Annotated in this window: 13 protein-coding genes; 4 read left to right on the top strand and 9 right to left on the bottom strand. The window is 28.0% G+C overall.

Annotated elements, in window-relative coordinates; all coding sequences use genetic code 11:
* Window positions 1-226: 226 nt before the first annotated feature.
* Window positions 227-1,414, top strand: coding sequence for an Opr family porin (locus CJ670_RS04790; protein ID WP_105939062.1), 1,188 nt, complete (start codon window positions 227-229; stop codon window positions 1,412-1,414).
* Window positions 1,415-1,446: 32 nt separating this feature from the next.
* Here the strand turns inward: CJ670_RS04790 and mnmA (CJ670_RS04785) are convergent, their stop codons facing one another.
* Genes mnmA (CJ670_RS04785) through CJ670_RS04770 form a run of 4 tightly spaced genes read right to left on the bottom strand, consistent with a single transcriptional unit; the run spans window position 1,447 to window position 5,142 of the window.
* The gene (gene mnmA, locus CJ670_RS04785; protein ID WP_105939061.1) at window positions 1,447-2,484 is read right to left on the bottom strand and encodes a tRNA 2-thiouridine(34) synthase MnmA; all 1,038 of its coding nucleotides are present in this window, start codon (window positions 2,482-2,484) and stop codon (window positions 1,447-1,449) included.
* A gap of 11 nt (window positions 2,485-2,495) precedes the next feature.
* Window positions 2,496-3,599, bottom strand: coding sequence for a tRNA 2-thiouridine(34) synthase MnmA (gene mnmA, locus CJ670_RS04780; protein WP_105939060.1), 1,104 nt, complete (start codon window positions 3,597-3,599; stop codon window positions 2,496-2,498).
* Window positions 3,600-3,621: 22 nt separating this feature from the next.
* On the bottom strand, window positions 3,622-4,098 hold the full coding sequence (gene folK / locus CJ670_RS04775) for a 2-amino-4-hydroxy-6-hydroxymethyldihydropteridine diphosphokinase (RefSeq protein WP_105939059.1): 477 nt from the start codon (window positions 4,096-4,098) through the stop codon (window positions 3,622-3,624).
* An 18-nt stretch (window positions 4,099-4,116) separates the two neighbouring features.
* On the bottom strand, window positions 4,117-5,142 hold the full coding sequence (locus CJ670_RS04770) for an aminopeptidase P family protein (RefSeq protein WP_105939058.1): 1,026 nt from the start codon (window positions 5,140-5,142) through the stop codon (window positions 4,117-4,119).
* A 77-nt stretch (window positions 5,143-5,219) separates the two neighbouring features.
* On the opposite strand from CJ670_RS04770, the gene aroQ reads away from it, so the two are divergent.
* The 3 genes from aroQ to sppA are packed head-to-tail and all read left to right on the top strand — an operon-like array spanning window position 5,220 to window position 7,824.
* The gene (gene aroQ, locus CJ670_RS04765) at window positions 5,220-5,717 is read left to right on the top strand and encodes a type II 3-dehydroquinate dehydratase (protein ID WP_105914541.1); all 498 of its coding nucleotides are present in this window, start codon (window positions 5,220-5,222) and stop codon (window positions 5,715-5,717) included.
* Between the two features lie 6 nt (window positions 5,718-5,723).
* Complete coding sequence (gene mqnF, locus CJ670_RS04760; RefSeq protein WP_105939057.1) at window positions 5,724-6,947, top strand: aminofutalosine deaminase family hydrolase; 1,224 nt, start codon at window positions 5,724-5,726, stop codon at window positions 6,945-6,947.
* On the top strand, window positions 6,940-7,824 hold the full coding sequence (gene sppA, locus CJ670_RS04755; RefSeq protein ID WP_105939056.1) for a signal peptide peptidase SppA: 885 nt from the start codon (window positions 6,940-6,942) through the stop codon (window positions 7,822-7,824). The genes mqnF and sppA overlap by 8 nt, the downstream gene beginning before the upstream one ends.
* 15 nt (window positions 7,825-7,839) lie before the next feature.
* On the opposite strand, the gene CJ670_RS04750 is transcribed toward sppA, so the two are convergent.
* The 5 genes from CJ670_RS04750 to CJ670_RS04730 all read right to left on the bottom strand — a co-directional run bounded on the left by CJ670_RS04750 (window position 7,840) and on the right by CJ670_RS04730 (window position 14,121).
* Window positions 7,840-9,105, bottom strand: a complete 1,266-nt coding sequence (locus CJ670_RS04750) for an ATP-binding protein (RefSeq protein ID WP_105939055.1) — start codon at window positions 9,103-9,105, stop codon at window positions 7,840-7,842.
* A gap of 383 nt (window positions 9,106-9,488) precedes the next feature.
* Complete coding sequence (locus CJ670_RS04745; RefSeq protein ID WP_105939054.1) at window positions 9,489-10,688, bottom strand: acetate/propionate family kinase; 1,200 nt, start codon at window positions 10,686-10,688, stop codon at window positions 9,489-9,491.
* A 29-nt stretch (window positions 10,689-10,717) separates the two neighbouring features.
* Window positions 10,718-11,713: a phosphate acetyltransferase gene (pta, locus tag CJ670_RS04740; protein WP_105939053.1), complete on the bottom strand. Its 996-nt coding sequence runs from the start codon at window positions 11,711-11,713 to the stop codon at window positions 10,718-10,720.
* A 193-nt stretch (window positions 11,714-11,906) separates the two neighbouring features.
* Entirely contained in the window at window positions 11,907-13,097 is a 1,191-nt protein-coding gene (locus tag CJ670_RS04735; protein WP_105910930.1) for an acetate/propionate family kinase, read from the bottom strand.
* A gap of 82 nt (window positions 13,098-13,179) precedes the next feature.
* Window positions 13,180-14,121, bottom strand: a complete 942-nt coding sequence (locus CJ670_RS04730) for a cation diffusion facilitator family transporter (protein WP_105939052.1) — start codon at window positions 14,119-14,121, stop codon at window positions 13,180-13,182.

Below are 14,121 nucleotides of genomic sequence, written 5' to 3'. Positions count from 1 at the left end.
AATCATCAAGTCCCATAAAAAAGCCCTTTATATAGTTGATTGTAGTGATGAAATTATATCAAAAAGTGCCTATTTATGGGCTTTATTATAGCTTTTATATATAAGAAATTGAAGATTTTTTATGTGCGAAAGTTGAGTAAATTATTAATAAAAAAAAATGTATTATTCCAAAATCTAAAAATAATGATAACAAGTATCATTTGGATTGTTAACTAAAGGAGTATTTATGAAAAAATTAAGTTTAGTTGTTTCAACTATTATGTTATCAAGTACAATGTTTGCTGCTTCAGCTTTTGACAAAGAGATTGAAGCACCTTTTAAAAAAGATAACATAGAAAATGCAAACTCTATTGATGATGCTTTCAAAAATGGTAAAATTGAGGGAAGCATAGGATTATATGGATTAACTCAAGATAATAAAGGTCAATCTAGAGATTTTGCATTTGGTAATGGTAATTTAACTTTAGGATATAACACTGCTAGTTTTTATGGTTTTAGTTTAGGAACTCAAGTAAAAGGAAATATTAAACTTGGTGAAAAACACAAAGATGATAGAAAAAACGAAGGACCTTTTGAAAACAATGCTTTAATAACTCAAGCATATTTACAATACTCTTTAAATGAGATGTTATTAATTAAAGCAGGTAGATATGAAGGTGAATTAGAGTGGCTTACAGATTATCAACAAGGAGCTATTGCCGAGATTACAGCAATTCCTGATACTACTGTATCTTTAGCATTTTCAAATAGAAAAGCTGAATCAGGAATTGATACAAGTGAAGACTTTCATAAACCAAATGATTTAAATAAAGGTATTTATGTAGTTGATATTAAAAATGAGAGTTTAGAGGGATTGGAAATAAATCCTTACTACTACCAAATTCCAGATGCAGTAAAATTCTATGGTTTAAAAACTTCTTACAATTTAGAACATTTTGGAGCTATTGCACAATATGCAAAGAGTAGCTTAACTAATGAATATAAAACTAATAATAGTTTAGAAAATGGTTATGTAGCACATTTTGAGTTAAATGGTAATTTTGAAGATTTAACTTCAGCAGTTGGTTTAATAAAAACAAGTAAAAAAGGTGGAGCTGATATTATAACTTCTTATGGAGACAATATTTCACCATTTGAAGATGGAAATCAAGTATATACTTTAGATGCTAGAACTATTTATGGTTCTTTGGGTTATTCAATTTATGATTTTGACTTTGGTGCTTTGTATGGAATTACAAGATATGATAACGCTACAAATTCAGGACTTAAAGAAAAAGAGTTAAATCTAAGTGCTGGATATAATTTCACAAAAAATTTAAATACAAATATTATGTATGTAAATGTAGATGCTGACCAAGCAAATGGTGATACAGATTATAATAAATATTTAGCTAGTGTTGAATATAAATTTTAGTTAAATAATTAAAAGTGGATTTCCACTTTTAATTATTTTGCACTTTTTATAAAAGCACTTCCTATTACTCTATTTTCATCATAAAAAACAGCCAATTGTCCACTAGCAACTCCAAAAGCTGGCTCTTTTAATTTTATAATTGCTTTATCATTAATAATTTCAACATTACATAAAATTGTATTACTTCTATATCTTAATTTTACACCACATGAGAATTTTTTATCATCAATATACATATTAATCTCTTCACCAACAACTTCATTAACTTCTAAAGCTGGTTTTTTACCAACAATAATAGTGTTATCTTTTGGATTTAGTTTTACAACAAAATGGGGCTCTTGAGCACCTTTAACTGTAAATCCTTTTCTTTTTCCAATTGTATAGTGAGCATAACCTTTATGTTTTCCTACTATATTTCCATTTTGATCTAAAACATCACCTTCAATATCTATATTTGCGTGTTTTTTTATAATATCAGTATAAACTGTCTCAACAAAACAGATCTCTTGTGATTCATTTTTTTCTGTTATCTTTTTATAAGTTACATCTAAATTTGCACCAAGTTTTATAATATCCTCTTTTTTGTAGTTGCTTAGTGGAAACATCATATAAGCAATAGAGTCTTTAGGAACTTGAGATAAAAAATAGCTTTGATCTTTTGATAAATCATCTGCAATATAGAAAAATTTACCATCAGTTTTTACATAGTGACCAGTTGCAAGAAATGAAGCTCCTTGCTTTTTTGCAAAATCAAGCATTGCACCAAATTTTATATTTTTATTACATTTTACACATGGATTTGGAGTATTTCCATCTATGTAAGAGTTTACAAAATAGTCATAAACATCTTTTTTAAATTTTTTGGATAAATCTAAAATATGATATTTTATACCTAAAAATTTTGCAACCCCATCAATATAACTTAAATTTGATTCGTGGTAACCATCAGTTCTATCATGAAGTTTTAGATAAACTCCTTCAACTTCATATCCATCTTTTTGTAAGATATAAGCTGTAACTGATGAGTCAATTCCTCCACTCATTCCAACCATTATTTTTTGTTTACTCATCTTTTACCTTTTTATTTGTAAAAGCTTATAAAGCCACCACCAAGACAATAATCACCTGAGTATAAAACAAGACTTTGCCCTAGAGTTACAGCTCTTTGAGGATTATCAAACTCTACTACTACTTTTTCATCACTTACTTCAACAACCGTACAAGCTTGTTTTTGTTGTCTATATCTAACTTGTGCTATTAGTTTATCCCCAACTTTTGGTGCAACTTCTAGTACCCAATGCATCTGTTTTGCTTCAACAGTTTTACTCATTAGTAATGGATGATTTGTGTCTTGAACAATTGTTAAGGTATTATTTACTACATCTTTAGAAGCTACAAACCAAGGTTTATGAGTATTATTTTCACTTTCATTGCCTTTAAGTCCACCAAGACCAATACCTTTTCTCTGACCCAATGTATAACAAACAAGACCTTTGTGTTTTCCTAAAACTTTTCCATTTTCATCAATAATATCACCTGGGATTGCTTGTAAGTGTTGAGTAATAAACTCATCAAATTTTTGATTACCAATAAAACAAATTCCTGTACTATCTTTTTTATCACTAACAGGAAGATTATGCTCTCTTGCTATCTCTCTAACTTCTTTTTTTGTTAAATCCCCAAGTGGAAACATAGCATGACTTAGTTGTTCACTTGATAATGCATGTAAAAAATAAGTTTGATCTTTTGAGCTATCTTTTGGAGTATCAAGTACAAAATGGTCTTTGTATTTTGCAATTTTCGCATAATGCCCAGTTGCAATCATATCTGCACCCATTTTTTTTGCTTCATTTAAAAATACATTAAATTTTATCTCTTTATTGCATAAAATATCTGGATTTGGTGTAAGCCCTTGTTTTAAGCCTTCTAGGAATACATCAAAAACTCTATCTTTGTACTCTTTTACAAAATCCTTTCCAATAACTTCAATACCAATTAATGCACCAACTTTTTTTGCATCTTCAAACTCTATACGATTAGGACACTGGCTACCTTTTATTCCATACTCCCAGTTTCGCATAAACAATCCAACAACATCATATCCTTGTTGTTTTAACAATAAGGCTGTAACAGATGAATCAACTCCACCTGACATTCCTACAACTACTCTTTTATTTTTATTCATTTTTTTACCTTTAAAAAGTTTTTTATGTGTATTTTAAAGGAATAATCACAGATTCTCTATTTGCCCAATTTTTGTGAGGTATAATTAAATTTTTTGAGTTTATCTTTTTTTTATCAAAAAATATAATATCTATATCTAAGGTTCTAGGCGCATCTTGAAAGGATCGCTTTCTTCCAAATTTTTTTTCATATCTTTGCATAGCTTGTAAAAACTCAAATGCACAAAGATCTGTTTGAAGACGAATTATACCATTTAAAAAATCACTTTGTTCTAAAAAACCAAAGGGAGGATTTTTTAAAAGAGGGGAAGTTTTAAGTAAAGTAAATCTTGAATCTTTTTTTAAACATAAGATTAATTTATCAAATATTTTTTTTGTATCTCCAATATTCCCGCCAACTCCAATAGTTACACTATATTTCTTGTTTGAACTAATATTAAAAATTTTTGGAAAATTTGATGTATAAAAAAGTGTTAAATTAGGTGATAATTTTTTTTTCAAATTTCTCTCTTTTTCTATTTATAAAATTTCAGCTTTGCCATTTTTTATATAAACTGTATCTTCAATTCTTACACCAAACTCATTTGGAATATAAATTCCAGGTTCTACTGTAAATACCATATTATCTTCAATTATAAGCTCATTTTTGCTATTTATATTTGGAAATTCATGAATATCAAGTCCAACACCATGACCAGTGCTATGCACAAAATATTTTCCATAACCAGCTTGAGAGATAAAATCTCTAGCAATCTTATCAACATCACAAGCTTTCATTCCAGCTCTTGCCTCTTTTATACATTTTTCTTGAGCTTTTAATACAATGTCATAAATTTTTTGATGTTTTTTATTTTTAAAAGTTTGCTTTCTTTCAAAATTAAAGTTATCAAAATTTGCAACACTAGTACAAGTTCTATCAGAACAATATCTTTTATATTTAACTCCTGCATCAACTAAAATTAAATCATCTTTTTTTAATCTTTTGTTTGTAGGAAGTGCGTGAGGTTTTGCTGCATTTTCATTTATTGCAACAATTGGATTAAAAGAGGTTTCAAGCTCTCCTTTTTGACTCATAAATTTGTAAGCATTAAAATATAGCTCTTTTTCACTCTTTTTAAATCCACTATTTTTAATATATTTTGCAAACTCTTTAAAACCATCTTTTCCTAAAGATGATGCTTTTTTAAGAAGTTTTATCTCATAATCACTCTTTATTAATCTTTTTGTTTTTGAAAAATTTATCTCTTCAACAAACTCTATATCTAAATTTTTTACTAAATTTTTATATTCTAAAAAAGTAAAATCATTTGGATCAAAAGTTATAGATTTGATAAGATTTTTTTTCAAAATCTCTTTAGCACTCTCAATTAGATTAGCACTTTCAATAACTTCACAATTTTTTGCATACTCTTTTGCTTCAATTGTATATCTAGCATCTGTAATAAAAAATTTCTCACTTCCTAAACTTAAAAAAATTACATTATCACAAGAAAAGTTACATTCATAATATATTGCATTCTCATTTTTTAAAATAAAGTTATCCACTAAGATTGCCTTTTTTTGGGTTTTTTAACAAAAATTTGATTATAATCTTACCTAAATTTTATAAAAGGAATATAATAATGAAAATAGCAGTAATACAAGGACCAAACTTAAATATGTTAGGAGTTAGAGAGCAACATATTTACGGAGGAGTAACTTTAGAGCAAATTCATGCTCAACTTCAAAATGCAGCTGATCAAAATGGAGTTGAAATTGAGTTTTTTCAATCAAATTTTGAAGGAGAAATAGTTGATAGAGTTCAGGAGTGCTTAGGGACAGTTGATGGAATTATGATAAATCCAGCTGCATATTCGCACACTTCAATAGCAATTAGAGATGCTTTAGCAGCTGTTAATATGCCTGTTGTTGAGGTTCATATTTCAAATATTTATAAAAGAGAAGAGTTCAGACAAAAATCTATTACAGCAGGTTCTAGTACAGGAGTAATAACTGGATTTGGTGGGTTTGGTTATCATTTGGGGCTTATCTCTTTAATTCAAATGTTAAATGAATTAAAAGCTTTAAATGAGGCAAGAAATGCTCAAATACAAGCACAAACACAAGAAGAGAATAAATAAGCTTTTATGAAAATATTAACTGCTTCTTATATCCTTACATTAGATGAAAACTTTACTATTTTAAAGGATGGTTGTATTGTTTTTGATGAAAAAATTATTGAGCTTGCAAGTTATGATATTACTATAAAAAAATATCCAAATATTGAAATTGTAAGTCTTGGAGAAAATTCTATTTTAATGCCAGGACTTATAAACTCACATATTCATCTTGAATTTAGTGCAAATAAAACAACTTTAAAATATGGTAGTTTCTATTCTTGGTTAAATTCTGTTATAAGACATAGAGAAAAACTTATTGAAAAAGCTAAAACATCTTTGATAAATCAAGAGTTAAAAAAACTTTTAAAAACAGGAACTACAACTATTGGGGCTATATCATCTTACTCTTTTGATTTGGAAGCTTGTTTAAAATCTCCAATTAATACAATCTTTTTTTGTGAAGTAATTGGTTCAAAAGCAGATATGATTGATACTTTATTTACTGATTTTAAAGCAAGATTAAAAGATGCTCAAAAACATAATAGTAAAAGATTTAAAGCAGGTATTGCTATACATTCGCCATACTCTGTTCATCCATTTTTAGTTCGTGAAGTTTTGAATATTGCCAAAGAGGAGAAGCTACCAGTTACTTCTCATTTTTTAGAATCAAAAGAGGAAAAAGATTGGCTAAATAAAGATGAGGGAAATTTTTTGGATTTTTTTAAAAAATTTTTAAATCAAGAAAAAGCAACAACAAAACCTTTAGAATTTTTAAACCTTTTTAAGGGTGTAAAAAATCTATCTTTTACCCATTGTGTAGAAGCAAGTAGTGAAGATTTTAATAAGATAAAAGAGTTAAAAGCAACTATAAATCATTGTGTTAGTTCAAATAGATTTTTAAATAATAGTAGATTAAATCTTGAAAGTTTAAATAATACTCCTTTTAGTATAGGAACAGATGGCTTAAGTTCAAACAATTCTTTAAGTATGTTTGATGAGTTGAGAGTTGCACTTTATGCTCACTATGAAAAAAATATAATAAAATTTTCAAAAACTTTGTTAAATGCTGCAACTGTAAATGGAGCAAAAGCTCTAGGAGTTAACAAGGGTAGTTTAATAAAAGATTTTGATGCTGATATTATAGGTTTTTGTTTACCAGACAAGATTGAGGAAGTTGAAGATATTTATATGCAGATCATTTTGCATACAAAATATGTAGATAAAATTGTGATAGGAGGAGAGTTTGTTTGATTTTTTAAAAAAACTATTTTTACCAGTTGTTTGGTTTTTAGATTTTATTACAAAATATTTTAAAACAATAGTTTTTTTAACTATTGTATATTTTATATTTTTTAGTACAGCTGAAGATGAAACAATTGCAAAATATAATGCAAACCTACAAAAGATTGATTTAATAGGACAGATAATTGATCCTTCAAAAGTACTAGAAGATATAGAAAGAGCTTCAAATGATTCTAATATAAAAGGTGTTTTATTTGTAATAGATAGTCCAGGAGGTGCTGTTGCTCCTTCTGTTGAGATAGCTTATGCAATAAAAGAGTTGAGTATGAAAAAACCAGTTGTTGCATATGCAAGTGGAACAATTGCAAGTGGAAGTTACTATGCTTCAATTTGGGCAGATAAAATTATTGCAAATCCTGGAAGTATTGTTGGCTCTATTGGTGTTATTATGCAAGGTTTTGAAGCTAGTAAACTATTAGAAAATATTGGAATTAGTTCTCAAACTATAAAAGCTGGAAAATATAAAGAATCAGGAACATTTACAAGAAAATGGACAAATGATGAAGAACAAGAGCTTCAAGGTGTTATAAATAGTACATATAATATGTTTATAAGCGATGTTGCAGACGCTAGAAAATTAGATATTAAAAAACATACAAGTTTTGCGGATGCAAAAATATTTACAGCATATCAAGCAAAAGATGTTGGGCTTGTAGACGAAGTTGCAACTTTGAGCTTTGCAAAACATAGCTTAATTGAGTTATCAAAAGTTGAAAAACCTATTTGGAAAAAAGAAGATAAGTTTGAAAAATTTATGGATAAACTTATGAGTCAAGCTATTTCAAAGATTGTTATGAGTTTTTCAAGCTCTTTAAAGGCTATTTAAATAGCCTTTAAAACTTTAGTTTAAAAGAAAATTATCACAACTTACAATATTAATATCATTTAAAATCTCATCTTCATCATAGGTTATCAAAATCTTTTTATCTACTTGAAACTTATCAAAACTTTCAAAAGCAATTAGTTCTCTTTTTCTTGTAGCTTCATCAACAATGCTAAAAGATACTTGATACATAGTTTTATTTGAGTAAAAATCTATCTCTTGCTTATCTTTTAAATATGTAAGATTTTCATCTTTATCTTTTAGATATAAAAAAACTAGATTTTCAAAAGATACTCCAAAATTTTGCTTTGAAAAAATTGATAAATTTAAAAAACCATTATCACTCACATACACTTTTTTTGAAGATTTTATTTGCTCACTTAATTTGTGATTGTAGTTTGAAATAGTTTTTATCAAAAAATTATCTTCAAAATACTCTAAATACTCTTTTACTGTTTTTGAGTCTATTTTTAGCTTATTTGCTAGGTTTGAGTAGTTTACTATATTTGTACTGTTTGAAACAATATAGAAAAACAAATCTCTTATTTGGCTAGAGTTTTTTATGCTATATCTTGGAACTATATCTTTTAAGATTATATCTTCAGCAATATTTTTTAATATCTCTTTTTTTAGCTCTTCATTTTCATTTGAAATAACACTAAAATATCCACCCCATTTTAAATATTCATCAAAGGCTCTTTTTATATCTATTCTATTTTTTGTTATTTGTATATTTGAAGATATATCTATTTTTTTGTATTCCAAAAATTCTTTGAAAGAAAAAGTGCTAATATTTAGCTTCAGAACTCTTCCTGTGAGAACTGTGGCATAATTTTCTGTAAGAAGTGATGAGTTTGAACCAGTGATTACAAACTTTATATTACTATTTTCATACTTTGATTTTATAAAAACTTGCCAATTTTGAAAGATTTGTATCTCATCTATAAAAAAATATATCTTTTCATTTAGGTTTGGATTTGCAAGTTTTAGATACTCATCATAGATTTTTCCCAAATAGCTAGAGTCGTTTTTGTAGGGTAAAAAACTTGGTTTTTCAAGATTTATAAAAAATATATTACTACTTTTTACACCTTGCTCTAATAAATCTTTTATAAGTAGTTTTGCCAAAGTGCTTTTCCCTACTCTTCTTGCACCAATTAAGGCTAAAACTTCTTTTGCTTTTAAAAACTCTTTTGCTTTTTTTAAAGCTCTTCTTGGGATAAAATCATCATAAACTTTGCTATTTATCCAGTGATTATTATCTTCTAGCAGAATATGTTCCATATTTTACCTTTATATTTAGAATGTATTCCGAAATTATATCAAAAAATTGGAATATATACCTAAATCTATTTCTAGTTTTGTATTTTTTGAAAATATATTTATTTTTTATTGGATTTAGTCTTTAGTCCCAAGCTAGTTTTTAATATCTGCCTTTACAATCTTTTGCAGAAGTTTTAGAAGTAAAAGAGCAAGAGTTTTTTGAGTTTGATATTGAGTATGCTACATATAATAATTTAAAACAATCAAAAGAGGTAAGAGAAATATTAAATTTGTTACAATATTTACCGACAAAAGCCATAAAAGATTTAAAAGATAGATTGTATGAATATAGAAAACTGTATGAAAAAGGTTTGATTTAAAAGGCGAAATTCTCGCCTTTTAACTTATTTTCCCTTAGAAACTATATTGTAAGTATCATTTGCAATTACATACTCTTCTTGAGTTGGAATTACAAATATTCTAGCAGGTGATGCATTTGTAGAGATATCTCTTGGTTCGCTTGATCTTTTATTATTTTTAGTTGGATCAATTACAAGTCCCATAGAATCTAGACCAGCACAAACTTTTTCTCTAATTAAAGCTGCATTTTCACCAATTCCACCTGTAAAACAAAGTGCATCAATACCATTTAATGCTGCAACATAAGCTCCAACATAAGATTTAATTTTATATGCAACCATATCAATAGCAAGTCTACATCTATCATCACCATTTGCCATACCATCTAAAACTTCTCTTAAGTCAGATGATTTTCCTGAAATTCCTAAAATTCCAGATTTTTTATTCATAATATCAAGAACTTCATCAATATCTTTATTCTCTTGTTTCATCATATATTGAATTGCACCAGCTCCAATATCTCCAACTCTTGTACCCATCATAAGACCTTGAATCGGAGTTAATCCCATTGATGTATCAATACATTTTCCATCAAAAACAGCACTTACAGATGAACCATTTCCTAAGTGACAAACAATAATTCTAGTGTTGTGTTTTTTCTCTAACATTGCTCTTGCTTCATTTGAAACAAAATAGTGGCTAGTTCCATGGAAACCATATTTTCTAATTCCATGTTTTGTATACATTTCATATGGTAAGGCATACATATAAGCATAATCAGGCATTGTTTGGTGGAATGCTGTATCAAATACACCAACATTTGGTTTCCCTGGCATTAACTCTTGACAAATTTCAATTCCTAAAATATTTGCAGGATTATGTAAAGGTGCTAATGGAGATAATCTTTTCATAGCTTCAACAACATTTGGAGTAATTAAAACAGAACTTGCAAACTCTTCTCCACCATGAACAGTTCTATGTCTAATAGCTTCAATATCATTTGTAGATTCAATAACTTTTCCCTCACCACTTGTAAGTGTTGTTAAAACAGCATTTATAGCTTCTCTATGCGTTGGCATTGCTTCATTTAAAACTAATTTTTTCCCATCATTATATTCATGTTTTAAAACACCATCAATTCCTATTCTTTCACAAATACCACTTGCCAAAATTTTTTTTGTAACTGGGTTCATTAATTGATATTTTAACGATGAACTTCCTGCATTTAATACGAAAACTAACATTTACTAATCCTTTTTTGAAATTTAATTTATTATTTAATTTGAGTTGCTGTAATAGCTACTAAATTTGAAATATCTTCAACTGAACAACCTCTTGAAAGGTCATTTACAGGTTTATTTAAACCTTGAATAATAGGTCCATGAGCCTCTGCATTTGCAAATCTTTGTACAAGTTTATATCCAATATTTCCAGATTGTAAATCAGGGAATACTAAAATATTTGCACATCCAGCAACTTTTGAATCAGGAGCTTTTTTAATACCAACACTTGCAACAATTGCAGCATCAGCTTGAAGTTCTCCATCAAATGCAAATTTTACATCTCTATCTTTTAATATTTGGCAAGCAGTTGTAACTTTATCTACCATTGGATGCGATGCACTACCTTTTGTAGAAAAAGATAACATAGCAACTCTTGGCTCAAGTCCAACAACACTAGCAGCAGTTGCAGCAGTTGCACTTGCAATATCAGCTAATTGTTCAGCATTTGGGTCTGGAATAACAGCACAATCTGCAAATAAAATTAGACCATTGTCTCCAAATTTACCATCAGCTGTTTCCATAATAAATGCAGATGAAACTGTATTTATACCAGGAGCTGTTTTAATAACTTGAATAGCAGCTCTTAAAACATCAGAAGTTGGAGAGTTTGAACCTGCAACTAATCCATCAGCATCTCCTAGTCTTACCATCATACAACCAAAAAATCTAGGTTCTGTAAGCATTAGTTTTTTAGCTTCATCTTTTGAAAGATTTTTACTTTTTCTAAGTTCAACTAATTCATCAACATATTTATCAAGATTCACACATTTTGAAGGATCAACAATAGTTGCCCCAGAAATATTTGCACCATATTTTGAAGCATCAGCTTTTATTGTTTCTTCATTTCCAATAAGGATAATTTTTGCAGTTTTATCTTTTAAAACTATTTCAGTTGCTTTTAAAACTCTCTCATCCTCAGATTCAGGAAGAACTATAGTTCTTAAATTTTGTTTAGCTTTTTCTTTGATATTATCAATTAAACCCATAATGTAACCAATCCTTTCTTTTTTCAAATATAACGAAAAGTATAATGAAAAAAAATAGCATTAAAGTAGCAAATAAAAGCGATTTTTTAGGGCTTTGAGAGTGTTTAAAAAAGTGAAAAAATAAAAAAATTAAAACAAAAAGAGCATTTTTGAGTAGATTTTACAAGCTTGCTCTTTTTATTTTAATAAATTTTTACTTTTTTAGTAAATTATAAGTATCAGTTGCTATAACTAATTCTTCATTTGTAGGAATTACAAAGATTTTAGTTTTAGAGTTTTTTGTATTTATTTCTCTATTTCCTTTCTCTCTTTTTGAGTTTTTATCTTTGTCAATTTCAATTCCCATAAACTCTAAACCTTCACAAACTTTTTCTCTAATTAAATCAGAATTTTCTCCAATTCCAGCAGTAAAACAAATAGCATCAACACCATGCATAAGTCCAGCATATGAGCATAGGTATTTTTTGATTCTATCACATAGCATTGTAATTGCTATTTTAGATCTTTTATCTCCATCATTAGAAGCTTTTATAACTTCTCTTAAATCTGAACTAACTCCAGAAACTCCAAGAATCCCTGATTTTTTATTTAAGTAATCAAGAATTTGTGAAGAAGATAGACCTTTTTTCTCCATTAAATATGGAATAACACCAGCATCTATATCACCACTTCTTGTACCCATTACTAAACCTTCAAGAGGAGTAAGTCCCATAGAAGTACTAATTGATTTACCATCTTTAACAGCACAAACAGATGAACCATTTCCAAGATGACAAACGATAATTTTGCTATCTTTTTTGTTTAAAAGTTTAATAGCTTCTTGAGAAACATAGTAGTGACTTGTTCCATGAAAACCATATTTTCTTAAGTGATGCTCTGTATAATCAGCATAAGGAACAGCATATAAGAAATTCTCCATAGGCATTGTTTGATGGAACGCTGTATCAAAAGTTACAACATTTGGAACTTTTGGCATTAAATCTTTACAAATTTTTACCCCCATAATATTTGCAGGATTATGCAAGGGAGCTAGAGGAATTAACTCTTCAATTTTTCTAATAACTTCATCATCAACAATAACAGAACCCTTAAAATGCTCACCACCGTGAACAACTCTATGTCCAATAGCTTTTATCTCATCAATAGAGTTTATAACTTTTGTCTCATCATTTGTAAGAATTCTAAGAACCAATTCAATTGCTTCTTTGTGTGTAGGAATTGGAAGTTCAAAAGTAATCTTTTTATTCTCTCCAATTTCATGTTTTAGTATTCCATCAATTCCAATTCTCTCAACTAACCCACTAGCTTTTAGCTCTTTTGATTTTATATCAATTAGTTGATATTTTAGTGAAGAAGAGCCTGCATTTAAAACGAAAACCAACATCTTTATCCTTTTTCTTAAATTTATATTAAAATTTACAATTAATTTTTTGAAATAATATCTAATTAAAACTTAAATAATTTTTTTATTCAGCCCACTCAAAATCCGTTGTAAATACAATAGTAAGCCAAAGATTTGGATCCTCTTTTCCCAAATCTTTCTCTATTTCATCACGGAGCATATCCCACTCTTCAAGTCTTTTTGCTGGCCAACTTTTTGGAACTATAAAATAAAGTTCAATCTGTCTTCCTCTACCAACTCTTGCAACATAAGCTCTAAAAGAGTCAAAGTTATATTTATTTACAATATTATTTGCAACAATATCAACATGATTTTTTAAAGAAGATGGAGTTACAAGTAAAATATCTCCAAGTGCTTGTTTAACAGTTTTAAAAGGCATTGGAATTACTAAAATTGATACAAAAATTAGTATAAATGGGTCAATAAAAGGTGTAATCCAAGAAAGCTCTCCATCTTTTACAAAATATCCAAAACTAAAAGCTATAAGATAAGCAAAAGACATAGAAGCAGAAATCAACCAACTAATAGAGTCTAATTTTAAAAATTCTGAATTTATATCTTTATTTGCTTTTCTTATAAAAGCTCCCAAAGTAATCTCAACTACAATAGAAATAGAAGTTATAATAATTGCATATGAAAAGATTATCTCTCTTCCTCCAAGTAAAATACTATCTATTGCGTTTATAAAAGCATAAATTGAAGCACCAATTAGAAGAATTCCATTTACTCCTAAAACAATTGGTTCAAGATGCCAAAATCCCATTGTAAAATGTTTTTCAAGTCTATTTGAGACAAGATCTTTTGAAGTTGAAGCTGTGATTAATTTTGCAACAACAAGTGCTAAAATAGTCATTAAAGCATCTATCATTCCATAAATACTATCAAAAATAATAGTTGCAGAACTAGCTAGCAGACCAAAAATCAAACCAAGAATTGCTAAAAAAATTGTACTAAATATAGAGAGTTTTAATATCTCTTTTTCTGATTTAAATTTTGATAAATTCAT

It is taken from the genome of Arcobacter cryaerophilus gv. crypticus (genome assembly GCF_002993025.1).
Taxonomy (GTDB): domain Bacteria; phylum Campylobacterota; class Campylobacteria; order Campylobacterales; family Arcobacteraceae; genus Aliarcobacter; species Aliarcobacter cryaerophilus_B.
This window is presented reverse-complemented; position numbering and strand designations above follow the sequence as displayed.